Below are 24,039 nucleotides of genomic sequence, written 5' to 3'. Positions count from 1 at the left end.
AGCATTATGAAATCGCTGTCGCTTCCATTTATCTCTAAATTAGCTTTAGCCATCATCAGCATTATCGGAATTGGTTACCTTGTAAAATTAGGACAAAGCATACTTGCGCCGTTCTTTTTGGCGTTGTTATTAGCTCTTTTATTTTTACCTTTTTCTAATTTTCTAGAAAAAAAATTAAGATTTCCTCGTTCCTTTTCCACTATGATTTCGTTGCTTATTTTGCTTTCATCAATATATTTGCTTTTCTTTTTTTTCGGAACACAGTTGTCTAGTTTCAGCAAAGATTTACCCCATTTAGAAAAACAATTTATTACCGTTTTCAATGATTTACAAAGATGGGTTTCCAGAACTTTTGATGTAAACACCAACGAACAATTCAAATATCTAAATGAGGGACTCAATAAACTACTCTCTTCTTCTGGAATTATTTTAGGATTTACATTAAGCATATTTTCTTCGGGTTTAGGATTTATGTTTTTCTGCCTATTATTCTTTATTTTTATTTTAAACTATAGAAGAATTCTCAACAGATTTATTGTGAATGTATTTGATGAAAAGCACAAAGGAAAAGTAGAAGACATTGTCTCTGAAATTCAAAATATGACCAAAAAATATATTTCAGGTCTTATTATTCAGATTTTTATTGTTTCTATAATTACCTCAATCGTGTTGAGTATTTTAGGGGTAAAATATGCCATTCTGATTGGTGTACTTACTGGAATTCTAAACGTAATTCCTTATTTAGGCATTGTAATTTCTATGTTGATTGCATGTTTTATTTCGTTTGCTACAGGCAGTGCTTCTACTACAGTTTATGTTTTCTTAGCATACATCGGCATACATGCATTTGACGGAAATATCATCCTCCCGTTTGTAGTAGGTTCTAAAGTAAAAATCAATGCATTATTCTCTTTTATAGGTATCATAATCGGAGAACAATTATGGGGTATTTCTGGTATGTTTCTTTGCATCCCGGCATTAGCGATTATCAAAATTATTTTCGAACGTGTAGAAGGACTTCAACCTTGGGGAAAACTTTTAGGCGAAGAAGACAAACCCACCAAGAAAAAAAGACGTGTAAAAATCTCCGAAACCATCACTCTGGAAGAGAAAGATTAATACACCTATTTTACAAAACACTGAAATCCTGATACTTATATTGAAAATCAAGTTTACAAAAACTAAAAATTTCTTTTACAAACTTTACAAAGAATTACTATTGAACTTTGAGTATCGATAATCTAAAACCTCAAAGTTATGAACTCAAATCTTAAAACTGCGGCTGTATTTTTTGCCGTAACCATCAGCGTAATCGCGTGTAAAAAAAGTGAAATTTCTGAATACGGAAGTCCAGCAATTGTGGACAGCGCAGCCGTTGCATCAACCTCTGACAGTATTTCTATGGCAGCTACTCAAGTAATAGAAGGTAAAAAATTTGTAAAAACTGCTCAAGTAGATATGGAAGTAAAAGATGTTTATGAAACCACTATTGGCATAGAAAAACAACTAAAAGAAATGGGCGGCTTTGTAACCAAAAGCGAGATGAGTTCTTCGGTTATTTCTGAAGAAAATTTCCCGATAAATGATGCAGATGCCAAATTGGTAAGAGAATTCAGGCAAATAAACGATATTGCAGTAAGGGTTCCTACCGTGAAACTAGGTGAATTTTTAGAATTCGTCAATAAATCTAATCTTTTTCTCCACACTAGAAACATAAGCGCAGAAGATGTTTCGGCGAATATAATGATGGCAGATTTAGAAGAAAAAAGAATGAAGAAAACAGAAAGCAACATCCAAACTATTAAAAACAACTCTGAAAAAGTAAATTTAGCAGACAATAATCTCTTCGAACAAAACAACCAAAAACTAGCAACTTACAATCTAAGTGACAATCTAAAATACAGCACCGTAAACCTTCACCTAAAAGAACCATCTAGTAGAATTTCTTCTATCGCGGTTACCAACACCAAAAACTTTGACAATCAATACCGTTACAATTTCTTTTATGATGTTAAAAATGCCATAATCAAAGGTTTTTATTTAACTCAAGAAATTATTGTCGGCTTATTTACCATTTGGCCAATCTTATTATTTTCTGGAATTGGTTTTTACTTTTGGAGAAAAAGAAAAACTGTTTCTAAAAATTTAAGTCTTGAAAACAAAGAGTAAATCTATCTCTCGCTAATTTAGCAGATAAGTAATCAGCTGAATTAGCGAGAGATTTTCAAAAAAATCTATAAAATCTGCGAAATCTGCGGGTGATTAAAATCAAAATTTTCTTTTCAAAATCTCTGGTTTCTTGTCATACAAATGCAAAATCAATTCCCCGAAAAGCGTATTAGCCCAAGCAAACCAACTCCTAGAAAAATCTTTCGGATTATTTACATCAAAAGATTCGTGGATAAAACCAGTTCCAGCGTGCGTATTTTTCAAAGTTTTTAGGCAATAGAAAATCTCTTCATCGTCATCAGTTGTGAGAGCTTGCATAATCAAACCAAGTGGCCAAATTTTATTTTCGCCAACGTGAGGGCCGCCAATTCCTTTTGCAAATTTCCCTTCATTAAACCAAGGGTTGCTTTTACTTAAAGAAAAAATTCGGGTATTTTTATAAATTTCATTGTGAAAATTGGCATAACCTAAATACGGAATCGATAGCAAATTCGGAACATTGGCATCGTCCATAAAAAGTGCATTTCCGAAACCATCAATTTCTAAAGCATAGATTTTTCCAAATTCATTTCGTTCGAAAACGGCATAATTTTTAATCGCTTCATCTACTTCATTAGCCAATTCAAAAAATTGATTATCAATATTTAAACTTGAAAATTTCATTTTAAAAATTTCAGAAATTTGCCTTAAAGAAACTACAGCAAACATATTAGATGAAACTAAAAAAGGATAAAAAGTAGCATCATCAGAAGGACGAAACATCGAGTGAATCAGTCCGTTTTTATGCGTAGGATTTCCGTAACCGCCACCAAATTGAGTATCGAGCGGATTTCCGTTGCCTCGTTGAAATTTGTAAGGCCCTTTATTTTCTTTTCTTTGCTGTTCACGGAAGGTTTTTAGAATTAGAAGCATTGCATTTTTCCAATCTTCATCAAAAATAGAAGCATCGCCAGTTGTTTTCCAATAATGGTAAGACAATCTCATTACATAACAAAGTGAATCTACTTCCCATTTTCTTTCGTGAACGCCAGGTTTCATTTCGGTGTAATCGTTTTTCCATTCGCTAACCTTTTGATTATCATCATAAAAAGCATTAGCATAAGGATCCAGCAAAACAAATTCAATTTGCTTATTAATCACGCCTTTTAGTAAATTTTTGAGTTTTTCATCATCTTTTGCCAAACTCAAATACGGAAAAACTTGTGCCGAAGAATCTCTCAACCACATCGCATCAATATCGCCTGTAATAACGTAAGTGTAAGGTTTTCCGTTTTTTTGATAATAGTGAACGGTAGTATCTAAAGTATTGGGAAAGCAATTTTCAAAAATCCAAGCCAATTCTGAATCTGCAATAGATTTTTTGACTTTTTTAATGGTATTTTCTACCGCTGTTGAAACAAATTTTCTTTTCGAAAGTTCTGGTCTTTGAGAAACGAAATCATTCAAATCAAAAAAATTGAAACTTGTAGGCATCATTGCAAAACCAAAACCAAGGCTAGATTTTTGGATAAATTTTCTTCTGGAAAGCATATTTGTTAACTAAAAATTACATTTTTAAAATTAGTAATTTAAATCATTCTCTCAAAGTTTTCTATCCGTTCATTTTTCCGTAAATTTGCACTCGTAAAAAAGACACTCGATGAAATGAAGTTGAATTTAATGTAAAACCTTTTAAAAATTTTAAAATTATGTTACCAAAAATAAACCCAGAAAACACGGCTGCGTGGAAAGCACTTAACGAACATTTTGCACAAAATGATTTTGAATTAAGAACGCTATTTCAATACAATCCAGAGCGTTTCAATCAATTTTCAGTAAAAAGAGATAATTATTTATTTGATTTTTCTAAAAATTTAATTGACCAAAAAGCTTTTGATTTATTGCTTCAATTAGCAGAAGAAACCCAACTGAAAGCTGCAATCAACTCGATGTTTTCGGGAGAAAAAATCAATGAAACCGAAAAAAGAGCCGTTCTTCACACTGCTTTGAGGGATTTTTCTGATAAAGAAATCTTGGTGGACGGAGAAAACATAAAACCTGGCATCAAAAAAGTGCTTCACCAAATGAAAACTTTCTCTGAAAAAGTAATTTCAGGAGAACACAAAGGTTTTACAGGAAAAGAAATTACAGATGTGGTAAATATCGGAATTGGAGGTTCAGATTTAGGACCAGTAATGGTGGTTTCTGCTTTGAAACATTTCAAAACTAGATTAAATGTTCATTTTGTTTCTAACGTAGATGGAAATCACATCGCCGAAGTGGTGAAAAATTTAAACCCAGAAACTACACTTTTTATTGTTGCTTCTAAAACGTTCACTACACAAGAAACCATGACGAATGCTAATTCTGCAAAAGATTGGTTCTTAAAAGCTGGAAAAGAAGAAGATGTAGCGAAACACTTCGTAGCTTTATCTACTAATATTCAAGCGGTAAAAGCATTCGGAATTGCAGAAGAAAATGCCTTTGAGTTTTGGGATTGGGTTGGCGGAAGATATTCACTTTGGAGCGCTATTGGCTTAAGCATTGTTTTGGCAGTAGGTTATGATAATTTTGAAAATTTATTGAAAGGAGCATACGAAACCGATGTTCATTTACAAACAGCTGATTTCAAAGAAAACGTTCCTGTCTTGATGGCACTTTTAGGAATTTGGTATAGAAATTTCTTTGATGCGAGCTCTTACGCTATTTTACCTTATTCTCAATATTTAGACAGATTTGCAGCGTATCTTCAACAAGGAGATATGGAATCTAATGGAAAATCTGTGGACAGAAACGGAGAATATGTAAGTTATGAAACTGGGCCTATTATTTGGGGAGAACCAGGAACAAACGGGCAACATGCTTTCTATCAATTAATACACCAAGGAACAGAATTGATTCCAGCAGATTTTATTGCTTACGTGAAATCTTGTAACCAAGTTTCTGACCATCAGCCGAAATTATTAGCCAATTTCTTTGCACAAACCGAAGCTTTGGCTTTTGGTAAAACTGAAGAAGAAGCAAGAGCAGAATTGGTAAAAGAAGGAAAATCTGAAGAAGAAATAGAAAAATTAGTAAGATTCAAAACCTTTATGGGAAACACACCTACTAATTCATTCTTTATCAATGAACTAACTCCATTTTCTCTAGGTCAATTGATTGCTTTGTACGAACACAAAATCTTTGTACAAGGTGTAATTTGGAATGTATTTAGTTTCGATCAATTTGGGGTAGAATTAGGCAAAGTCTTAGCTGGAAAAATCCTCCCAGAACTTACTGACAATGAAAAAGTAAGCTCACACGATTCATCTACTAATGGTTTGATTAATTACTTTAAAGAAAATAAGTAAATTTGAAAAATAAATCTAAAAATAAAAAGTAAAAAATGGCTCAAATCTTAGACGGACTAAAAGTTTCTAACGAAATAAAGCAAGAAATAAAAGCAGAAGTTGATAAAATAAAAGCTTCCGGCAAGAGAATTCCTCACCTTTCAGCAATTTTGGTTGGAAACAACGGCGCTAGTAAAGCTTACGTAAACAGCAAAGTGAAAGATTGTGCAGAAGTAGGTTTTGAATCTTCTCTTTTTAAATTTCCTAGCACCGCTTCTGAAGCAGAAATTTTAGAAAAGATAGAAGAACTAAATAATGACCCAAATGTAGATGGTTTTATCGTTCAACTTCCGCTTCCTAAGCAAATGGATCAGGAGAAAATCATTATGGCAATTAATCCCAGAAAAGACGTAGACGGTTTTCATCCAGAAAATTTCGGAAGAATGGCATTAGAAATGGATACTTTTTTGCCTGCAACTCCGTTTGGTATATTAACACTTTTAGAAAGATATAATTTAGAAACGAAAGGAAAGCATTGTGTAATCATCGGCAGAAGTAGAATTGTAGGAAGACCAATGTCTATTTTGATGGGAAGAAAGGATTTTCCTGGAAACTCAACTGTTACCCTTACGCACAGTTATACTCCTCATATTGAGGAATTTACAAAAAGTGCAGATATCGTAATTACTGCTCTTGGTGATCCTCATTTTTTGAAAGGAGAAATGATAAAAGAAGGTGCAGTAGTAATAGATGTAGGAATTACAAGAGTAGAAGATAACACCGAAAAAGGGTATCATTTGGCTGGAGATGTAGATTTTGAAAGTTGCTCAGAAAAAGCAAGTTGGATTACCCCAGTTCCGGGAGGAGTAGGCCCAATGACCAGAGCAATGCTCATGAAAAATACACTTTTGGCGTATAAACATACTATTTATAAAGATTAAGTCGAGGTTCTAGATACATGTTACGAGGTAAATATTTTTTTAATCTCGAAACTAGAAACTAGAAACTCGGAACTTTAAAGAATGAATTTGACACAAGAAATATTATTAAAAGAAGGAAAAATGCTCCCAGTGATGGAGCATTTTTACACTATACAAGGAGAAGGAGCTCACACCGGAAAAGCGGCTTATTTCATCAGACTAGGCGGTTGTGATGTAGGCTGTCACTGGTGTGATGTGAAGGAAAGTTGGGACCCCAACCTTCATCCTTTGATGAATGCAGAAGAAATTGCAGAAATTGCGGCTAGTTATTGCAAAACCATCGTTTTAACTGGTGGTGAACCATTGATGTGGAATCTGGAAATTTTAACCAAAAAATTAAAAGAATTGGGCTGTACCATCCACATAGAAACCTCTGGCGCTTATGAAATGAGCGGAATTCTCGACTGGATTACACTATCTCCAAAAAAGACAGGATTACCGACGGAAGAGATCTACAAAGTTGCTAATGAACTGAAAGTAATTATATTCAACAATCATGATTTTACCTTTGCGGAAGAACAAGCAGCAAAAGTTTCTGATAATTGTAAATTATATTTGCAAAGTGAATGGAGTAAAAGAAATGAAATGTACCCAAAAATCACCGATTATATTTTGGCAAATTCAAAATGGCAAGCTTCTGTGCAAACCCATAAATATCTAAATATTCCTTAAATTAGTTTTTATTAAAAATATATGCAGCGACTAAGGTATTCTAGATATTTAAAATCAGCAGTCATAATATTAGATATTGTGATAGTTGCGGCTGTATTTGTATTTTTCTTCCTTCAAAGAAATAAATATGATTATTTAAAAGCTCAAAGTGAAGAAAATCTTCTTTCTTTATTACTATTAAGTTTATTTTGGATTTTGTTAAGTGGGAGAACTAAGCTATATAACATCCCCAGAAATCTTATATACACCCTATATGTAGAGAGAATTGTGACTCATATTTTCATTTTTTTATTGGGAATAATTCTTTTGGCAAGAGTTAGCAATAATGAATTTTTAAAATACGAAAGATTCTGGATTGCCATTACTCTTTTTACTATTCTTTTTATTGTTAAGTCAGGAATATTCTTTTTATTAAAATACATCAGATCATTAGGTGCTAATCATAGAAATGTAATGTTTTTATCACAAAACCTTTCTTCAAATATTCTTAAAAATACACTTTCCAAAAGGAAAGATTTTGGTTATAAAATATTTGAACAACCTAGTGAGAAAATTGAGCTAGACGAGTTAAAAAAATTCTGGAAAGAAAAGGGAATTCATACTATTTTTTTACCCTCAGAAAATACATTAGAGAAAAAATTAGAAGAAAAAATATTCACTGAGGCGGAAAATGAGAAAATAAGAGTTGTTTTGATTCCAAATATTATTCAAGAGCAATTTATGAAATATGAATTAAGCTACATAGAATCACAACCCCTATTAATCCCTACCAAATTTCCACTTGAGTATTATACCAATTCTGTATTGAAAAGAAGTTTTGATATTTTGTTTTCAGTTTTTTTCTTAGTATTCATTGCATCTTGGCTTTTTCCTATCATTGCAATCATCATAAAATCTACCAGCAAAGGAAATATATTTTTCACCCAAAAAAGATATGGTTACCATGATGAAGTTTTTGAGTGTATTAAATTCAGAACTATGATCGAAAATGAAGAGTCATCTACAAAAACCACTACTAAAAATGATTACAGAATAACAAATTTTGGAAAATTCCTCAGAAAAACCAGTTTAGATGAAACTCCACAATTTATCAATGTACTTTTAGGAAATATGTCTATAGTTGGGCCAAGACCACATATGTTATTGGTAGATGATTATTATAAACCAAAAATTAGTAGATACAGCATCCGAAGCCTTGTAAAACCTGGAATTACAGGATTGGCTCAGACAAGAGGATTGAGAGGTGACAATGGAGAAAATATGCAAATAGAAATGAAAAAAAGAGTGCTGGCAGATATTTTTTATGTAAAAAACTGGAGCGTTATATTAGATTTTGTTATCATTTTCAAAACCATTTTCATATTAATAAAAGGAGATAAAAACGCTATTTAATAATTTATTAAAACTCTATAAAAACAGTTTATTCAAAAAACTGTAATTTAGCACCATTATGTTGAAATTTTTAAACGCAATAGGAGAATACTTTTTACTTCTAGGAAAAGTAGCTCAAAGACCCCAGAAGAGGAAGGTTTTCTCTAAAATACTAATGAGAGAAATTAATGATTTGGGGGTAAATTCGTTTGGTTTGGTATTGTTTACTTCCATATTTGTTGGGGCAGTAGTGGCTATTCAAATGTATAATAATTTCAAAAATTCTAGCATCCCTATCCCAATGTCTTTCGTAGGATATGCTACTAAAGCTGTATTGATATTAGAGTTTTCACCTACAATCATTTCTGTAGTTTTGGCAGGAAAAGTTGGTTCATATATTACTTCTAGCATTGGAACCATGAGGGTTACCGAACAAATAGACGCTTTAGACATTATGGGTGTAAATTCTGCAAACTTGCTTATACTTCCTAAAATATTGGCAAGTGTAGTCTTCAATCCGCTACTCATAGCAATAAGTATAGTTTTTGGAATCTGGGGAGGGTACTTAGCAGGCATAGGAACGGGCAGTTGGTCAGCTGCAGACTACATTACTGGAATACAAATGTATATGCCTACTCACTTTATATGGTATGCTTTTTTTAAGACTGCTGTATTTGCTTTTTTAATTGCTACAATTCCAGCATATTTTGGTTACAATGTAAAAGGAGGCTCTCTAGAAGTTGGCAGAGCCAGTACACAAGCGGTAGTATGGACAATCGTGGCAGTAATCATCACCAATTTAATTTTAACTCAAATGTTCTTAAGCTAATGATAGAGGTAAAAGATTTAAGAAAAAGTTTTGACGATACCGAAGTTTTAAAAGGTATTTCTACTACATTTGAAACAGGCAAAGTTAACTTAGTAATAGGACAATCTGGCTCTGGAAAGACCGTTTTTTTAAAGTCTCTTTTAAATGTATATGAGCCGTCAGCAGGACATATTCTGTTTGATGGTAGAGATATTGTAGGAATGGGCAGAAAAGAAAAAGAACAACTAAGATCTGAAATAGGAACAGTTTTCCAAGGGAGTGCATTATTTGATTCTATGACTGTACAAGATAACATTATGTTTCCTTTAGATATGTTCACCAACCTTACTTTTACAGAAAAAAAGAAACGCGTGAGAGAAGTAATGGGAAGAGTACACCTAGAAAACGCTGAAAAAAAATTCCCATCTGAAATTTCTGGTGGAATGCAAAAACGCGTAGCGATTGCAAGGGCCATTGTAAATAATCCTAAATATTTGTTTTGTGATGAACCAAATTCTGGTTTAGATCCTTATACATCAAATATAATTGACGATTTAATTTCAGAAATTACCAAAGAATATAACACCACTACCATTATCAATTCTCATGACATGAATTCTGTAATGACCATCGGAGAAAAGATTGTTTATCTAAGACAAGGCATCAAAGAATGGGAAGGAACTAAAGATATTATTATTACATCAGACAATAATCACCTAATAGATTTCGTTTATTCTTCAGAGCTCTTTAAGGAATTAAGAGAATATCTTATAAAAATTAATAAAACAAGTATAGATAATGTCACAACCAAAATAGAAGATGAAAAAAATTAAGAAAATAATAAGTATGGCACTTGTATCTGCATCTTTGATGTCTATGGCACAAGTGAACTTCGGGGTAAAAGCTAATTTACTTTATAGATCTGACAAACCATCTTGGACTAATATTCAAAATGGTGTAACTACCATTTATAATGACAAAGGTAAAAACACGGTTGGTTACAATTTTGGTATCTCAGCTAAAATTGATACTCCGCTAGGTCTCTTTGTACAACCAGAACTTTATTACACCACCTTTAAGAATGAATATACTGTTGCAAATACAACTATCGAAGCCAAAAATAACAGAGTAGATTTACCCGTTTTAGTAGGATATGATGTTCTGGGCAAAATGCTTGGCATATATGCTGGCCCTGTTGCATCTTACAATTTATCTACAGACAATCAATGGAATGATTTTAAAGAAAATGCTACTAAAAACTTCACATTAGGATACCAATTTGGCGCTCAAGCCACAATTTCTAAAATTGTTTTATCTGCCAGATATGAAGGTGCCTTCAGCAAAGATGAAAGAGAATTTATAGACAATAATACCAATACAACGGTAAGATACGACAGTAGACCTAGCCTATTAATGTTTGGAGTAGGATTGAATTTTTAAAAAAAGTTTTTTAGATAAAATAATGAAGGCGTAGATATTATTCTACGCCTTCACTTTTTAAAAACTATTATCTGTAGTTGTTGTGCTGTTGCCTTTTGTTTGTTGCTGTGCTAATTCCGCAGCTTGTTTTTCTAATTCTAGTTTTTCATTTTGTAGTTGTAAAAACTCTTTTCTTTTTTGTTCTGCTTTCACAGAAGAACCTTTACTTACATATCCTACTATCCCTCCAATAATTAGCCCAAGACCTATACCTCCCAATATTCCCATCAAGTGAGATAATTTTAACTGCTCTACATCAAAATCTGTAGTAAGGTAAAAAAGTAAAACAGATAATAAAAGCAATAGAATACCTATAGTAGAGATACTTTTCATTTTTTTTAATTTAAAAAAACTAACCTTCTCAAATTTAACAAAATTTTTGAGAAGGTCTATACATTTATTGAAATATTTTACATTTTTCCTCCAGCGGCTTTATAAAACTCTAATGCTTTAGGAAGATGCTTATCTATATCACCTCTCCTTGTTTCAGGACTCGGGTGTGTAGATAAGAATTCAGGAGGTCTATTCCCAGAAGATAAAGCCTCCATTCTTTCCCAAAATGGTTTTGCTTGTCTAGGATCGTATCCAGCCATTGACATTAAGTAAAGCCCCATTTGATCTGCTTCTAATTCTTGATTTCTACCATACTTAAGCATAGCAGCCTGAGCGCCAATAGGATATGCAACTTGAAAAATTTGTTGTAATTTTTCATTCTTTATAGCCATTCCAGATGCCATTCCTATTCCTTGCGCAATCATGGCCTGAGAGATTCTTTCATTGCCATGGCCTGCTAATGCATGTGAAACTTCGTGTCCCATAACAACCGCTACTCCATTATCATCTTTACAAACTGGCATTATCCCTGTATAAAAAGCTACTTTTCCTCCTGGCATACACCAAGCATTCAATTGTTTATCGTCTATTAGATTAAATTCCCAACTATACGACTGTAAATCTGCCTCTCTTCCTATAGATTTGTAGTATCGTTCTGCTGCTAGTTTTATATTCATTCCAACCGATTTCACTTTTTGTGCATCTGCACTATTAGAGATTACTTTTGATTTGGAGAGAGTAGATTTGTACTCTTGAAAGGCCATTTGATTTAATTGTGAATTATCATTTATTTGGATAGAGGACCTACCCGTGATAGGATTGGTTACGCAAGCTACTAGACTTATGGCTATTGTTGTAGCTCCCAATAAAAATTTAAGTTTCATTGTTTGTGATTTTAATATTATATAACAAAATTAAAACAATTATTGTTCCAATAGCAATTAAAATGTAATTATATAAAAAATCATTAATCGATGATAAAGTTTTGCACTAAATTTGTATCTAAGTATTTAACAATAAATAAATATATTATGAAAAAGACAGTTTTAATGAGTGTAATGTTTCTATTAACACTTCTTTTTTCTTGCGCTTCGCAACCGTATGTAGATCAGAAAACTTTTGATGAACTCACGAGTTCTAACCAATTTACATTCATGGCTAAACGCGCCAATCCCACCAACTTTGATGTGATTAATGTAATGAACTCTTTACCTAATGCAAATTCTGCCAGAATGCTAGATTTAGATTATGGATATACAGTAGTTATTAAAGAAAAAGAACTAGAGGTAAATCTTCCATATTTTGGAAGGTTGTTTAATCCTAGCTATGACACCAGCAAAAACAGCTACAATTTCACATCAAAAGACTTTACACTAAGTAAAGTTCAAAATAAAAAGGGAAACTGGGTATACACTATTTCTCCTAAAGACGTAAGTAACATAAGAGTAGTATATATTGAAGTTTTTAAAAACGGAAATGCTTATGTTTCTATAGATTCTAATGACAGACAAGCTATTTCATATGATGGCTATATTATGAGAAATGAAATCAAAAAAGAGACTAAATAATAATTTTAGTATCTTTTAGTAAGAAAATTTTCTACAAATATTTTGGCTTCGGAACTTGGATTAGATTTCAACTCCGAAGCATTTTTTTTATGCTCATTGTATTGATTTTCTAGCTCTTTAGTTGATTGTGACGCACTCAAAATATATTCTTTCACCCAATATTCAAAACGTTTTTCGGCTTGTTTTTTTCTCACTTCATCAAACCTGCCATTATTTTTTTTAAGATGAATAAAATCTGATATTTTTTCAAAAACGTCTTTCAATCCAATTCTATTTAATGCTGAGCCTAACAAAACAGGCACTTTCCAATTTTTCTCTTTTTCGGGTAAAAACTGTAAGGCTCTTTGCAGCTCTAGCTTAGTGTTTTTGGCTTTCTGCAAATTTTCATCATCTACTTTGTTAATGAAAATCACATCTACCATCTCCATAATTCCACGTTTTATGCCTTGCAATTCGTCTCCTCCACCTATAATTTTTAAAAACAAAAACACATCCGAAATGTCGGCCACCAAAACTTCAGACTGCCCTACTCCTACGGTTTCTATCAAAATATAATCATAACCTGCTGCTTCGCAGATAAGCATGGTCTCGAAAGTTGTATTGGCTACTCCGCCCAGAAATCCAGAACTTGGGCTGGGTCTTATAAAGGCATTTTCATCTTTCGCCAATTCTTCCATTCTGGTTTTGTCTCCCAAAATAGAACCTTTGTTAATAGAAGAGCTAGGGTCGATTGCCAAAACGGCAACTCTTTTTCCATTTTCAATGGCTAATTTTCCGAAACTTTCTATAAAGGTAGACTTTCCCGCTCCTGGCACTCCGGTAATCCCAATTCTGATAGAATTTCCCGTTAATGGTAAAACCATTTTTAACAATTCTTCGGCTTGCGCCCTGTGTTCAGGCTTTTTGCTTTCTACCAAAGTAATGGCTTTTCCCAGAATTCTTTTGTTCTGAGATTGTATTCCTTCTAATAATTCTAAAGTGGAAAGTTTCATTTAAACAAATTTAAGAAAACATATTTCAAAAAATATTATATTTGATAAAACTTATTGATATCTAATCGCCAATTTTTGAAGACACAAACACTGATAAAAGTATAGCAATTAAATATGACTATTAAAAACAATAAACATCTACTTATGAAAAAAATTATCTTATTTGCAATTATAGCAGTTGGTTTTATCGCTTGTACATCGCAGAAAACCAACAAAGGAACAGCCACAAAAACACCTATTAAAACAACTACTCCAGCTAATGAAAATATGGCTCAAGGAAAAGTTTTATTCGAAAACAACTGCGGAAAATGTCATGACTTACCTACGGTAGAAAAATTTAATGACGAAAAATGGAAATCAATCGTAGATTGGATGGCACCAAAAGCCAAACTCACCTCACAACAAGCAGATATGGTGTATTTATACGTAAGTAATTCTAATTAATCATAGAGCCGTTCTTTTATAGAGCGGCTTTTTTATTTCAAACAGAAAAACACTGCCATTTTGTCATAAAATTCCTTATCTTTGCACTCAAAATTTTTGAAAAGTGCAAGAAAAATATATAGACGAAACCAAACAAGGCGAAGCATTCGCCATTGCAGAAAAACCAGAAAATTCTAAAAAATTGTTTTTAGAAAGTTACGGTTGTCAAATGAATTTCTCAGACTCCGAAATCGTAGCTTCTATTCTTAATGAACAAGGCTACAACACGACTTTAAAAGTAGAAGAAGCAGATTTAATTTTACTTAATACTTGTTCAATTCGTGAAAAAGCAGAACAAACCGTTAGAAAAAGACTTTCTACTTTCAAAGATCTGAAAAAAGACAAACCCAATCTCACCGTAGGTGTTCTCGGTTGTATGGCAGAACGTCTTAAAACCAAATTTTTAGAAGAAGAACATCTCGTAGATCTAGTTGTAGGACCAGATGCTTATAGAGATTTACCTAATCTTTTAAAAGAAACCGAAGACGGAAGAGACGCCATCAATGTAATTCTCTCTAAAGAAGAAACGTATGCAGATATTAATCCTGTTCGTCTTGGTGGAAACGGAGTTACCGCTTTTGTAACCATTACCCGAGGTTGTGATAATATGTGTACTTTTTGCGTAGTTCCTTTTACCAGAGGTAGAGAAAGAAGCCGTGATCCGCATTCTATCATCGAAGAATGCAAAGCTTTGGCAGAAAATGGCTATAAAGAAATTACACTTCTTGGGCAAAACGTAGATTCTTATCTTTGGTATGGAGGTGGCGCCAAAAAAGATTTTGACAAAGCTTCGGAAATGCAAAAAGCTACTGCGGTAAATTTCGCACAACTATTAGAAATGGTAGCAAAAGCCGTTCCGGGAATGAGAATCCGTTTTTCTACTTCTAATCCTCACGAAATGACGGAAGAAGTTTTCCGAGTGATTGCTAAATATGATAATGTTTGCAAATATGTTCATCTTCCTGTACAAAGTGGAAGTGATAGAATTTTGAAAAAAATGAACAGACAACATACACGTCAAGAATATTTAGATTTAATTAAAAAAGCGAAGGAAATAGTTCCAGATATTGCTTTTTCTCAAGATATGATTGCTGGTTTCTGTGGCGAAACTGAAGATGACCACCAATTAACGCTTGACTTGATGAGACAAGTAGAATACGATTACGGTTATATGTTTGCTTATTCTGAAAGACCAGGAACTCCTGCTCACAAAAAAATGGAAGACGATGTTCCTGCTGATATTAAGCAAAGAAGATTAGCCGAAATAATCGCTCTACAAGGTGAACTTTCTAGAAAAAGGATGCAATCTTATGTAGGAAAAGCCTATGAAGTTTTAATAGAAGGAGAATCTAAAAAAGATAAAAACCAATGGAAAGCTAGAACCACACAAAATGCTGTAGTAGTTTTTGACAAATTAGAAGGTCAAAAAATTGGTGACTTTGTGACTGTTTTCGTGGAAGATTGTACACAAGGCACACTTTTGGGGAAAACGATTTAAAGAAATTTAAGAATTTCTCTAAAATTTTAAACCACTAAACCTCAAATCTCAAAATCATGACAGAACTGCAATCCATAAAAAATCGTTTCGGAATTATAGGAAATTTTCCGGCCTTAAATAGAGCTATTGAAAAATCTATACAAGTTGCGCCAACTGACATTTCGGTTCTCGTAATCGGAGAATCTGGCGTTGGTAAAGAACACATTCCGAAAATTATTCACGCAGAATCTAAAAGAAAACACCAACCCTACATTGTGGTAAACTGCGGTGCAATACCAGAAGGAACGATAGATTCTGAACTTTTTGGCCACGAAAAAGGTGCTTTTACAGGAGCAACTACTACCAGAAAAGGCTATTTTGAAGTGGCAGACGGTGGTACCATTTTCTTAGATGAAGTAGGTGAACTACCGCTTCAGACACAAGTTAGATTGTTGAGAGTTTTAGAAAGTGGAGAATTTATGAAAGTAGGTTCTTCTCAAATTCAGAAAACCAACGTAAGAATTGTAGCTGCTACCAACGTAAATATGATGAGAGCCATAGAAGATGGCAGATTCAGAGAAGATTTGTATTATCGTCTCAATACCGTACAAATTGATATGCCACCTTTAAGAGAAAGAAAAGGTGATATCCATCTACTTTTCAGAAAATTTGCAATAGATTTTGCCGAAAAATACAGAATGCCTGAACTGCAATTAACAGATGATGGCGTAAAATATTTAGAAAGCTATACTTTCCCGGGAAATATTCGTCAGTTAAGAAATTTGGTGGAACAAATGACAGTGGTAGAACAGAACCGCACCATCAATTCTACAAAATTGGCAGAATATATCCCAATGAATGCTCAACTTCCGGCGGTGATTTCTAGACCAGGAAATGGCGGAAGTACTAGCTCAGACTTCAATTCAGAAAGAGAAATTATGTACAAAATTCTTTTTGATATGAGGAGCGATATAAATGATTTAAAATCCTTAACTTCGGAACTGATTAAGAACAGAGGCAGCCAAAATTTTTCTAATCAAGAAAAAGATTTGATAGGAAAGGTTTTCAAAACTGAAAATCAACAAGTTGCGCCTTCTTCTTTGTTGTACTTTGAAAATCAAAATCAAGTGGTACAAAATCCTACCACCATTATTACAGATGCTACTGATGATTACGAAAACGGAGTAGAAGACATAGACCTAGAAGAAGAACCACAAGTAGTTTCTCTGTCATTAATCAACAATGAGCGTGATTTAATTGTAAAAGCATTAGAAAAACACAAAGGCAGAAGAAATAGAGCTGCAGAGGAATTAGGAATTTCTCAAAGAACACTCTACAGAAAAATTAAACAATATAATTTAGAAGATTAAAATGAAAGTTCAAAATATTAATTTCAAAATTCATCATTTAAAATCACTTGGCAATTTTTTACTTGGTTTTTTATTGATTATTCTTCTTAATTCATGTTACACATTCACAGGAAATTCATTAAATCACGATGAAAAAACCATTTTGATTAAGAACTTTCCTAATAATGCTGCTCTGGTAAATCCTACGCTTAGCCAAGATTTTACTGTACTTCTACAAAATAGGTTTCTACAAAGAACCACTTTGAAAGGAGCAATAGAAAACCCTGACATTTTAGTGGAAGGAGAAATTACAGATTATAGCATTACTCCAACTGCCATTTCTAACCCTATCAACACAGATGGCGGAAGCATACAAGCTGCTCAGAATAAATTAGTTATAACAGTAAAAGTTCACTACGAAAACAAAAAATTCCCAGAAGCAAGTTTTGATAGAACTTACACAGACGAAGCCATTTTCAGCAGTGATTTAGATATTAACCAAATAGAAACTTCGCAGGTTAAAATTGTAAATGAGAGGATTATCAACAAAATTTTTAATGATATTGTAGCCAATTGGTAAGATGAATGCACGTGTTTTAGAATTAATTCAGCGCCCAGAAAATATTTCGGCAGAAGATATTTCGGTACTCCAATCAGAGATTGATAAATTTCCTTATATGCAAAGCATTAGAACTTTGTATCTGTCTGCTATTCATCAATTTAATACAGAAAATTACCACCAAGAACTTACCAAAACCGCGGCTTACACTACAGATAAAAAAATTCTTTATCATTTCATTAATTTCAAAAAAGAAAACGAAAAGAAAGAACCTACTAAGTTCAAAAAAATAAATTTGGTTAAAGAAACAGAAACCCCAAATCAAGCTATTCCTGAAACCATAGTAGAAGAAAAAACATCTGAAAAACAAGCTAATAAAATTGTAGAAAACACAGAGAATGAATCATCAATCCCAAATAAATTGGGAGATGAAATTTCCAAAGATTCTACTATAAGTTCTGAAAATTTGGAAACTATAACCTCTGAAACAGAGGAAATAAAAGCAGAAAAGCCTGTAGAAACTCACCCAATTTCTGTAGTTGGCGACACCGAAATAGAAACTCCTATTTTGGATAAAAAAGAAAATGAATTTGAGGTTTTTAATGAAGAAGTAAATTTAGAATTAGAAAATAAGATTTTTGCAGAACTAGCAGCCGAAGAAGAAAAACAAAATGACATCTTCAGAACCAGAGAAGGAGACCTAAATTACAGCAAAGACATTGTTTTAGAGCATTTAGACCAAATAAAAGAGACCAACATTACGCCAGCAGAAATCAGTTTCAATGCTTTTGACAGTTTTCTTCCTGATGTTAAATTCTCTATTCCTTCAAAAACTGAAGAACCTGTAATACAAGAAATTACAACAGAAAAAGCAGAAGAAAAAACTTCTTCTGAACAAGACATTAATTTTAATCAAATTCAAGAATTCGAAATCCAACCTGAGCTTGTTGTTGTAAAAGAAGAAGTAGCTACAATCTCTGAAACCAAAGAAGAAGTGGTTGAAGTTGAAGAAAAAATTGAAATCATAGAAGAAACGTCTGAACCAGAAGTTGCATTTGAATGGAAACCAATGACTTTTGTTCAAAATCCTTTAGATGCTCACATAAAAACCTCAGCGCCTGAGAAACAAGAATCTATTATACCTAATATTAAAAAAACAATTTTTCCAGAAGCAAAACCTGTTGAAATAAAACCTATTGAAGAGATAAAACAAGACGACATAGTTGCAGAACAAACTTCTGAAATAGAAGAAAAACCTATAATCAATATTTCATTTTTTGGAAATAAAGTTTCTGAGATGGCAGCCGAAGAACAAATGATAAAAGAAACAGAAGAAGTCGTAATTGAAGAAAAAATAGAAGACACTTCTAGCAATATTCCAAATTTTGTAAACACATGGCAAAATTGGTTAAAAATAGACCGAAGAGAAATGCCAAAAACTGAACCCGAGCCTGCAAAAATTATTGAAAAGAAAGCTGAAATCATTGATAAATTTATAGAAGAAAATCCTAAAATTTCTCAACTAAAAGAAGATGCCCATTACGTTGTAAAAGAAAAGGCAGGTGATATCTCTCATTTAATGACAGAAACTTTGGCAAAATTGTATGTAGAACAAAGATTATATACGAAAGCCATTACCGCATACGAAGCATTGAAGAAAAAACACCCAGAAAGACAAGACGAATTCGAAGTCAAAATTCAAGAAATCAAAGAATTAAGAAACCACAAATAGTAAAAATGCCACATCAAAAGTTGTGGCATTTTTTGGGTAATATGTTTGTAAAAAATTAAGTATTTTCTGTATTAAATGACCTTTTCAGCTTTCCCCACAATTTTCTTCCAAAAATAAAAACGATTACCACCAATGCTATTGCTATAATCACTGCAATAATAGGCGCAGCTAAAGCTAAAAAAGTCATAATTCCTGCTCCTGCGGTTTCTGTGGTGGCAACTACAGAATTCCCTAATCCACCAGTAGTAGCAGTAGAAGCTGCCCTGGTCCCTGCAAATCCGGAACTTATGGCTGCAGCAGTTCCTCCACCAGCTATTAATGCCAAAGCCCAACTAGGGAAAGTTCCTAAATCTGCAAATTGGCTTGCAAATAAAACTGAACCCGCAACTGTAGCCAACGGAACAGAAATAGTATCTAATAAGTGATCTACATAAGGAATGTAATATGCCAAAATTTCTACAATAGTAGCAATTCCTGTAGTAATAAGAGTAGGTAAACCAGCTAACCATTGGAAGCTTTCGTTCATAGGAATCCAACCCAGATAAGAAGCTAAACTTACTGCAAACATAGGCAAGAATACTCTAAAGCCAGAAGCTGCAGCCAAACCAATACCTATAAAAGCACTGAGAATGTACGGAAAGTAAGGAATGTTATCTAACATTTTTTGTAATTGTTAATTTCGCAAACTAAAATTACAAAAAACGTGCTAATGTTTTTTATTTTTTTAAAAGTTTTAAGAAATCTTTTTCAATTTCCTTGAAATGTTTCGGTTTTTCTTGAGAAATATAGAAAATCATACTTAAAGAATTAGAACCAAATTTTTCTAAAAACTCGGTTTTATGAAGACGATAGACTTCTCTCAAAAGTCTTTTTGCTCTATTTCTATCTACTGCTTTTTTGAAATATCTTTTAGAAACAGAAACACCTAATTTGTGCTGAGTTATCTCTTCTGAAGAATACGAAATCACCCTAATTTTTCCAAAAGTTTGCCATTTCCCTTTCTCAAAAAGTAAGGAAATATCATTTTTTTGTTTCAGTTTTTCTTCTTGTGGATATTTAAAATTCAAAATATAAAATTTAAAATTACTAATCTTGTGACTTCCATCTTCAGACATTAGACTTCTGATTTTTTTAATAAATAATTAATCACTTCTGCGGCAGCATTCAGTCCAAAAAGTGCCGGCATATAACTGATGGTTCCGTAAAAAGATTTTTTAAAATTGCTTCCATCAGTCAATTTCAAACTGCTTTCATTTTGAATTTCAGTAGAAAAAACACAGCGGAAACCTTTAGTGATTCCTTCTTTTTTTAATCTTTTTCTGATTTGTTTTGCTAAAAAACAGTTGTTGGTTTTGCTTAGGTCTCTCACCATTACTTTGCTAGGATCCATTTTACCACCAGCTCCCATAGAAGAGATTATTTTTATTTTTCTTCTTCGGCATGCTTTAATCAATGCCAATTTCGGAGAAACGCTATCTATACAATCCAAAACATAATCAAAATGGTTGAGTTCTAATATCTCGTCCATTCTCTCTGGCGAAAGAAACTCGTTCATTTTCACCAAATTAATTTCTGGATTAATATCTAAAATTCTTTCGGCTACCACCTCCACTTTATCTCTACCTACGGTGGTATGCAATGCGGGTAACTGTCTATTAACATTAGTAATATCTACCACATCACCATCTACAACGGTTAAATTTCCTACTCCTGCTCTTGCCAAAAATTCTGCAGCAAAAGAACCCACACCACCAAGACCAACGACCAAAACGTTAGCCTTTTTTAATTTTTCGATTCCTTCGGGTTTTATTAATAATTCGGATCGTTGCAACCAATCTGTCATGTCAAAAATTTATTTTTATTTCAAAAAAATAAGATTACGTGATGCTTACAGACTAAAACTTAACATTGATAGATTGTAAATTTTCAGAAATCTTTTTTTGTAATTCTTCCAAAGAAATCTCTTTGATTTCAGAAACTTTTTGATACAATTCTACAATATCAAAATCAGCATCATCTGTTTCCAAAAAAATCTTATCTATTGGGATTTCTTTTATTATTGCTTGCAAAGATAAGTTGTATAAAACAGATTTCCCAAAACTTAAATAAAAACCATGTTTTAGCATCTCCTCTGCTATCGATTTCTTTTTATTAAATCCGTGAATGATTAGTGGTACTTTTGCGATTTTCTGAAATGGAACAAGCTCATGAAAACGCTTCACACAATGTATAATTACTGGTTTTTGGATTTCATTAGCCCAAAGAATTTGTTGTTTAAAAACAGTTTTTTGAAGATTCTCATCAATATCAATAAGTGCATCTAGACCGCACTCTCCTATAGCCACACAGTTTTTTAAAATCGAAAATTTCTTTAATTCTTCAAAATAGCTTTCCCAATCTTCACCAATATTTTTCGGATGAATACCTACAGAAAAAAAACTTGTAGGAGAATTTTCGCCTAAACTCAAATTATAAATTCCGCAAGGGTTTTCTATTTTATGATGATGAAAATCAAATAAAAACATCCTCAAAGATAAGAATTATCAATAGATGTACACGTTTTTGTTAAACATTTGTTTGTTTAAGTAAAACTTTTTTATATCTTTACTTTCAAACTAAATTTGAATGAAGAAGAAATTTACTGAAAAACAGATACAAATTTTAGACGTTGCCGAAGAACTTATTGCCCAAAAGGGCTTTGAGGGCACTTCTGTAAGAGATATTTCTGCAAAAGCAAACATTAATGTTGCAATGATTTCTTATTATTTTGGCTCAAAAGAAAAAATGATGGTGAATCTCTACCAATATAGAGTACAAAAAACAAGAGAAACATTTGCTGAATTTACCCAAACCATAAAAGATGGAAAACCAGAAATGCAGTTGAAAGAAATTATAAATTTTATTGTAAAACAATTACTTACTTATAATTATTTTCATGGTTTTGTAACTCAGGAGCTAAGACATGACGACCGCGTAAAAAACACATTATTAGAGTTTTACCAAACTTGTGTAAAAGTTTTAGACGAAGTAATACAAAAAGGAATTGTTTCTGGAGTTTTTAAAAGAGCTGCAAAATCAGAAGATATAGTTTCTACACTATTAGGTACAGTAGTCTTTACCATTAGAAACAAAAATTTCTATGAAATTTATCTAAAAGGTAATGAGCAAGATTACCTAACCAACTCAGAAAAGAAACTCAAAAACCATCTTAACTTATGTGTTTTTGCGCTTTTAGGATACCAAATTTGATCTTATTTACGTTAAAGTATCTTAAAATAAATCTTTTGACGAAAAAAGTTTTATTTTTGCAAACTGAATAGGAAACATTATCAAGAAGTTTCCACCGTTTCATCTATGAAAAAAACATTTTCTATTTTGGCAATTGCATTGGTGCTTTTGTCTTGTAATAAAGAACACAGATTAGCAATGGCTAGTGCTGATAAAGATTATATCTTAAAAGTTGCTAACAAAGAATTTGAAAAGAAAAAATGGACAGATGCTCTTGCCCTTTATGAAAGGCTCACCAATTTGGTAGCTGGTACAGACGATGCTCCAGAAGTTCTTTATAAATCTGCTTTTGCTGAGTATTATGATAAAAACTACAAACTGGCAGGTTATCACTTCAAAAGATTTGCTGAAAGTTTCCCAAAAGATTCTAGAAGAGAAGAAGCCGCTTATATGTCTGCTCTATGCTACTATGAAGGCTCACAAGATTATAATCTAGACCAAGCAAATACCAACTCTGCGATTAATGAATTACAAGATTTTATCAACAATTATCCGAATTCTGAAAGAGCAAAAAATATCAATGAAATGATAGATGAACTCAACTACAAACTAGAGTTCAAAGCCTATGAAAACGCAAGACAATATTTTAAAATGGCTGATTACAAAGCCGCAGACATTGCTTTTGAAAACGTATTAAATGACTTTCCTGCAACTAAATTGAAACCTAAAATCTTCAATTATATTCTTAAATCTAAATCAGAATTGGCCATCAATTCATTTTATGATTATAAAAAAGAAAGATTAGAAAATGCTCTAGCTTATACCAGAACAGTAGAAAAAGAATTTCCAGGAACGGATAATGCCAAAGACGCAGTAGAACTAAGAGAAAAACTACAAAAAGAATCTGAAGCATTTGCTATTTTACAAAAAGAAGTTGAGGCTAGACGCGCAGAACTCACCGAAAAACAAAAAAAATTAGAAGAGAGCCAAGACTTTAAACAACAAGTCAAAAAACAAATAAAAGACGAAGAAGCAGCTAAAAAAATGAGAATAGATAGTGCAAAAATTACTGTTCCTGCTCCTGCTGCTACTTTTAAAATTAAAAGAAATTAACTATCTTTGCAAACTAATTATAAAATAAATCACTCAAAATGAGCGTAAAAGATACAAAAGCCGAAGTAAACACGATTACTTACGATAGAGATAAGATAGAAGAAAAAGTAGGTTCTATCTACGAAGCCATAGTAATTATGGGAAAAAGAGCTGAACAGATTAATGCTGAAATCAGAACAGAATTACATCAAAAACTAGATGAATTTGCAGTGCATAATTCTACATTAGAAGAAGTTTTTGAAAATAGAGAGCAGATCGAAATTTCTAAAAACTACGAAAGATTACCAAAACCTACATCTATTGCCATCAAAGAATGGTTCGATGATGAAATCTATTTCAGAAGAACTGACGACAGAGAATAAGAAAATTTCTTATTCATATAAAAATCACAGAGTTTTCTGTGATTTTTTTTATTCAT

26 protein-coding genes are annotated in these 24,039 nt (G+C 32.6%); 18 read left to right on the top strand and 8 right to left on the bottom strand.

From position 1 onward, the window contains the following. Window positions 1–6: 6 nt before the first annotated feature. The gene (locus tag IEW40_RS07285) at window positions 7–1,119 is read left to right on the top strand and encodes an AI-2E family transporter (RefSeq protein ID WP_188617405.1); all 1,113 of its coding nucleotides are present in this window, start codon (window positions 7–9) and stop codon (window positions 1,117–1,119) included. Window positions 1,120–1,257: 138 nt separating this feature from the next. Next, on the top strand, window positions 1,258–2,169 hold the full coding sequence (locus IEW40_RS07280) for a DUF4349 domain-containing protein (RefSeq protein WP_188617404.1): 912 nt from the start codon (window positions 1,258–1,260) through the stop codon (window positions 2,167–2,169). A 99-nt stretch (window positions 2,170–2,268) separates the two neighbouring features. Here IEW40_RS07280 and IEW40_RS07275 read toward each other — a convergent pair whose 3' ends face one another. Beyond that, window positions 2,269–3,699: a glycoside hydrolase family 125 protein gene (locus tag IEW40_RS07275; protein ID WP_188617403.1), complete on the bottom strand. Its 1,431-nt coding sequence runs from the start codon at window positions 3,697–3,699 to the stop codon at window positions 2,269–2,271. Window positions 3,700–3,857: 158 nt separating this feature from the next. On the opposite strand from IEW40_RS07275, the gene pgi reads away from it, so the two are divergent. The 7 genes from pgi to IEW40_RS07240 all read left to right on the top strand — a co-directional run bounded on the left by pgi (window position 3,858) and on the right by IEW40_RS07240 (window position 10,748). After that, window positions 3,858–5,498 (top strand): glucose-6-phosphate isomerase, encoded by a 1,641-nt coding sequence (gene pgi / locus IEW40_RS07270; RefSeq protein WP_188617402.1) that lies wholly within the window; start codon window positions 3,858–3,860, stop codon window positions 5,496–5,498. 35 nt (window positions 5,499–5,533) lie between these two features. Further along, complete coding sequence (locus IEW40_RS07265) at window positions 5,534–6,418, top strand: bifunctional 5,10-methylenetetrahydrofolate dehydrogenase/5,10-methenyltetrahydrofolate cyclohydrolase (RefSeq protein ID WP_188617401.1); 885 nt, start codon at window positions 5,534–5,536, stop codon at window positions 6,416–6,418. An 81-nt stretch (window positions 6,419–6,499) separates the two neighbouring features. Further along, window positions 6,500–7,129 carry a 7-carboxy-7-deazaguanine synthase QueE gene (locus IEW40_RS07260; RefSeq protein ID WP_188617400.1) on the top strand — a complete coding sequence of 210 codons (630 nt, stop codon included), beginning with the start codon at window positions 6,500–6,502 and terminating at the stop codon, window positions 7,127–7,129. A gap of 21 nt (window positions 7,130–7,150) precedes the next feature. Then, window positions 7,151–8,521 carry an exopolysaccharide biosynthesis polyprenyl glycosylphosphotransferase gene (locus tag IEW40_RS07255; protein WP_188617399.1) on the top strand — a complete coding sequence of 457 codons (1,371 nt, stop codon included), beginning with the start codon at window positions 7,151–7,153 and terminating at the stop codon, window positions 8,519–8,521. A gap of 58 nt (window positions 8,522–8,579) precedes the next feature. Further along, window positions 8,580–9,329: an MlaE family ABC transporter permease gene (locus IEW40_RS07250; protein ID WP_188617398.1), complete on the top strand. Its 750-nt coding sequence runs from the start codon at window positions 8,580–8,582 to the stop codon at window positions 9,327–9,329. Continuing rightward, the gene (locus tag IEW40_RS07245; RefSeq protein ID WP_188617397.1) at window positions 9,329–10,141 is read left to right on the top strand and encodes an ABC transporter ATP-binding protein; all 813 of its coding nucleotides are present in this window, start codon (window positions 9,329–9,331) and stop codon (window positions 10,139–10,141) included. Before IEW40_RS07250 ends, IEW40_RS07245 begins: the two co-directional genes overlap by 1 nt. After that, on the top strand, window positions 10,128–10,748 hold the full coding sequence (locus IEW40_RS07240) for an outer membrane beta-barrel protein (RefSeq protein WP_229663398.1): 621 nt from the start codon (window positions 10,128–10,130) through the stop codon (window positions 10,746–10,748). Before IEW40_RS07245 ends, IEW40_RS07240 begins: the two co-directional genes overlap by 14 nt. 57 nt (window positions 10,749–10,805) lie before the next feature. On the opposite strand, the gene IEW40_RS07235 is transcribed toward IEW40_RS07240, so the two are convergent. Together IEW40_RS07235 and IEW40_RS07230 are read right to left on the bottom strand one after the other, a co-directional pair. Further along, complete coding sequence (locus tag IEW40_RS07235) at window positions 10,806–11,120, bottom strand: hypothetical protein (protein WP_188617396.1); 315 nt, start codon at window positions 11,118–11,120, stop codon at window positions 10,806–10,808. 77 nt (window positions 11,121–11,197) lie between these two features. Beyond that, entirely contained in the window at window positions 11,198–12,004 is an 807-nt protein-coding gene (locus tag IEW40_RS07230) for a M48 family metallopeptidase (protein ID WP_188617395.1), read from the bottom strand. Window positions 12,005–12,151: 147 nt separating this feature from the next. Between IEW40_RS07230 and IEW40_RS07225 the strand changes: the two genes are divergently transcribed. After that, window positions 12,152–12,688, top strand: a complete 537-nt coding sequence (locus IEW40_RS07225; protein WP_188617394.1) for a DUF4251 domain-containing protein — start codon at window positions 12,152–12,154, stop codon at window positions 12,686–12,688. A gap of 5 nt (window positions 12,689–12,693) precedes the next feature. On the opposite strand, the gene meaB is transcribed toward IEW40_RS07225, so the two are convergent. Next, window positions 12,694–13,680, bottom strand: a complete 987-nt coding sequence (gene meaB, locus IEW40_RS07220) for a methylmalonyl Co-A mutase-associated GTPase MeaB (RefSeq protein ID WP_188617393.1) — start codon at window positions 13,678–13,680, stop codon at window positions 12,694–12,696. A gap of 144 nt (window positions 13,681–13,824) precedes the next feature. Between meaB and IEW40_RS07215 the strand changes: the two genes are divergently transcribed. The 5 genes from IEW40_RS07215 to IEW40_RS07195 all read left to right on the top strand — a co-directional run bounded on the left by IEW40_RS07215 (window position 13,825) and on the right by IEW40_RS07195 (window position 19,280). Further along, window positions 13,825–14,124, top strand: a complete 300-nt coding sequence (locus IEW40_RS07215; RefSeq protein ID WP_188617392.1) for a cytochrome C — start codon at window positions 13,825–13,827, stop codon at window positions 14,122–14,124. Between the two features lie 103 nt (window positions 14,125–14,227). Then, window positions 14,228–15,661, top strand: a complete 1,434-nt coding sequence (gene miaB, locus IEW40_RS07210; RefSeq protein WP_188617391.1) for a tRNA (N6-isopentenyl adenosine(37)-C2)-methylthiotransferase MiaB — start codon at window positions 14,228–14,230, stop codon at window positions 15,659–15,661. A gap of 56 nt (window positions 15,662–15,717) precedes the next feature. Beyond that, window positions 15,718–17,010, top strand: coding sequence for a sigma-54 interaction domain-containing protein (locus tag IEW40_RS07205; protein WP_188617390.1), 1,293 nt, complete (start codon window positions 15,718–15,720; stop codon window positions 17,008–17,010). Window position 17,011: 1 nt separating this feature from the next. Then, window positions 17,012–17,569, top strand: a complete 558-nt coding sequence (lptE, locus tag IEW40_RS07200) for an LPS assembly lipoprotein LptE (protein WP_188617389.1) — start codon at window positions 17,012–17,014, stop codon at window positions 17,567–17,569. Window position 17,570: 1 nt separating this feature from the next. Further along, the gene (locus tag IEW40_RS07195; RefSeq protein WP_188617388.1) at window positions 17,571–19,280 is read left to right on the top strand and encodes a DUF8458 domain-containing protein; all 1,710 of its coding nucleotides are present in this window, start codon (window positions 17,571–17,573) and stop codon (window positions 19,278–19,280) included. Window positions 19,281–19,335: 55 nt separating this feature from the next. Here IEW40_RS07195 and IEW40_RS07190 read toward each other — a convergent pair whose 3' ends face one another. Genes IEW40_RS07190 through IEW40_RS07175 form a run of 4 tightly spaced genes read right to left on the bottom strand, consistent with a single transcriptional unit; the run spans window position 19,336 to window position 21,805 of the window. Further along, window positions 19,336–19,941 (bottom strand): DUF4126 domain-containing protein, encoded by a 606-nt coding sequence (locus IEW40_RS07190; protein WP_188617387.1) that lies wholly within the window; start codon window positions 19,939–19,941, stop codon window positions 19,336–19,338. Between the two features lie 55 nt (window positions 19,942–19,996). Beyond that, the gene (gene rnpA / locus IEW40_RS07185; protein ID WP_188617386.1) at window positions 19,997–20,347 is read right to left on the bottom strand and encodes a ribonuclease P protein component; all 351 of its coding nucleotides are present in this window, start codon (window positions 20,345–20,347) and stop codon (window positions 19,997–19,999) included. Between the two features lie 47 nt (window positions 20,348–20,394). Continuing rightward, window positions 20,395–21,123 carry a tRNA threonylcarbamoyladenosine dehydratase gene (locus tag IEW40_RS07180; RefSeq protein WP_188617385.1) on the bottom strand — a complete coding sequence of 243 codons (729 nt, stop codon included), beginning with the start codon at window positions 21,121–21,123 and terminating at the stop codon, window positions 20,395–20,397. A gap of 52 nt (window positions 21,124–21,175) precedes the next feature. Further along, window positions 21,176–21,805, bottom strand: a complete 630-nt coding sequence (locus IEW40_RS07175; protein ID WP_188617384.1) for a TatD family hydrolase — start codon at window positions 21,803–21,805, stop codon at window positions 21,176–21,178. A 100-nt stretch (window positions 21,806–21,905) separates the two neighbouring features. Between IEW40_RS07175 and IEW40_RS07170 the strand changes: the two genes are divergently transcribed. The 3 genes from IEW40_RS07170 (at window position 21,906) to IEW40_RS07160 (ending at window position 23,983) form a co-directional block, all read left to right on the top strand. After that, window positions 21,906–22,529 (top strand): TetR/AcrR family transcriptional regulator, encoded by a 624-nt coding sequence (locus IEW40_RS07170; RefSeq protein WP_188617383.1) that lies wholly within the window; start codon window positions 21,906–21,908, stop codon window positions 22,527–22,529. Window positions 22,530–22,634: 105 nt separating this feature from the next. After that, window positions 22,635–23,621 carry an outer membrane protein assembly factor BamD gene (locus tag IEW40_RS07165; RefSeq protein WP_188617382.1) on the top strand — a complete coding sequence of 329 codons (987 nt, stop codon included), beginning with the start codon at window positions 22,635–22,637 and terminating at the stop codon, window positions 23,619–23,621. Window positions 23,622–23,659: 38 nt separating this feature from the next. Continuing rightward, a complete protein-coding gene (locus tag IEW40_RS07160) occupies window positions 23,660–23,983 on the top strand; it encodes a DNA-directed RNA polymerase subunit omega (RefSeq protein ID WP_188617381.1) in 324 nt (107 codons plus the stop codon). The last annotated feature ends 56 nt before the right edge of the window (window positions 23,984–24,039 follow it).

Origin of the sequence: Cloacibacterium rupense (assembly GCF_014645495.1) — a bacterium.
Classification (GTDB): domain Bacteria; phylum Bacteroidota; class Bacteroidia; order Flavobacteriales; family Weeksellaceae; genus Cloacibacterium; species Cloacibacterium rupense.
Note: the sequence above shows the minus strand (reverse complement) of the source record. Positions and strands in the feature narration are given on the sequence as shown.

Coding starts and splice junctions, on each gene's coding strand:
- IEW40_RS07205 (WP_188617390.1), top strand. CDS start 15,718: ATGACAGAACTGCAATCCATAAAAAATCGTTTCGGAATTATAGGAAAT.
- IEW40_RS07245 (WP_188617397.1), top strand. CDS start 9,329: ATGATAGAGGTAAAAGATTTAAGAAAAAGTTTTGACGATACCGAAGTT.
- IEW40_RS07240 (WP_229663398.1), top strand. CDS start 10,128: ATGAAAAAAATTAAGAAAATAATAAGTATGGCACTTGTATCTGCATCT.
- IEW40_RS07180 (WP_188617385.1), bottom strand. CDS start 21,123: ATGACAGATTGGTTGCAACGATCCGAATTATTAATAAAACCCGAAGGA.
- IEW40_RS07190 (WP_188617387.1), bottom strand. CDS start 19,941: ATGTTAGATAACATTCCTTACTTTCCGTACATTCTCAGTGCTTTTATA.
- IEW40_RS07265 (WP_188617401.1), top strand. CDS start 5,534: ATGGCTCAAATCTTAGACGGACTAAAAGTTTCTAACGAAATAAAGCAA.
- IEW40_RS07160 (WP_188617381.1), top strand. CDS start 23,660: ATGAGCGTAAAAGATACAAAAGCCGAAGTAAACACGATTACTTACGAT.
- IEW40_RS07170 (WP_188617383.1), top strand. CDS start 21,906: ATGAAGAAGAAATTTACTGAAAAACAGATACAAATTTTAGACGTTGCC.
- IEW40_RS07255 (WP_188617399.1), top strand. CDS start 7,151: ATGCAGCGACTAAGGTATTCTAGATATTTAAAATCAGCAGTCATAATA.
- IEW40_RS07225 (WP_188617394.1), top strand. CDS start 12,152: ATGAAAAAGACAGTTTTAATGAGTGTAATGTTTCTATTAACACTTCTT.
- IEW40_RS07250 (WP_188617398.1), top strand. CDS start 8,580: ATGTTGAAATTTTTAAACGCAATAGGAGAATACTTTTTACTTCTAGGA.
- IEW40_RS07175 (WP_188617384.1), bottom strand. CDS start 21,805: ATGTTTTTATTTGATTTTCATCATCATAAAATAGAAAACCCTTGCGGA.
- IEW40_RS07230 (WP_188617395.1), bottom strand. CDS start 12,004: ATGAAACTTAAATTTTTATTGGGAGCTACAACAATAGCCATAAGTCTA.
- lptE (WP_188617389.1), top strand. CDS start 17,012: ATGAAAGTTCAAAATATTAATTTCAAAATTCATCATTTAAAATCACTT.
- IEW40_RS07165 (WP_188617382.1), top strand. CDS start 22,635: ATGAAAAAAACATTTTCTATTTTGGCAATTGCATTGGTGCTTTTGTCT.
- IEW40_RS07275 (WP_188617403.1), bottom strand. CDS start 3,699: ATGCTTTCCAGAAGAAAATTTATCCAAAAATCTAGCCTTGGTTTTGGT.
- IEW40_RS07280 (WP_188617404.1), top strand. CDS start 1,258: ATGAACTCAAATCTTAAAACTGCGGCTGTATTTTTTGCCGTAACCATC.
- IEW40_RS07235 (WP_188617396.1), bottom strand. CDS start 11,120: ATGAAAAGTATCTCTACTATAGGTATTCTATTGCTTTTATTATCTGTT.
- IEW40_RS07215 (WP_188617392.1), top strand. CDS start 13,825: ATGAAAAAAATTATCTTATTTGCAATTATAGCAGTTGGTTTTATCGCT.
- IEW40_RS07195 (WP_188617388.1), top strand. CDS start 17,571: ATGAATGCACGTGTTTTAGAATTAATTCAGCGCCCAGAAAATATTTCG.
- pgi (WP_188617402.1), top strand. CDS start 3,858: ATGTTACCAAAAATAAACCCAGAAAACACGGCTGCGTGGAAAGCACTT.
- meaB (WP_188617393.1), bottom strand. CDS start 13,680: ATGAAACTTTCCACTTTAGAATTATTAGAAGGAATACAATCTCAGAAC.
- IEW40_RS07285 (WP_188617405.1), top strand. CDS start 7: ATGAAATCGCTGTCGCTTCCATTTATCTCTAAATTAGCTTTAGCCATC.
- IEW40_RS07260 (WP_188617400.1), top strand. CDS start 6,500: ATGAATTTGACACAAGAAATATTATTAAAAGAAGGAAAAATGCTCCCA.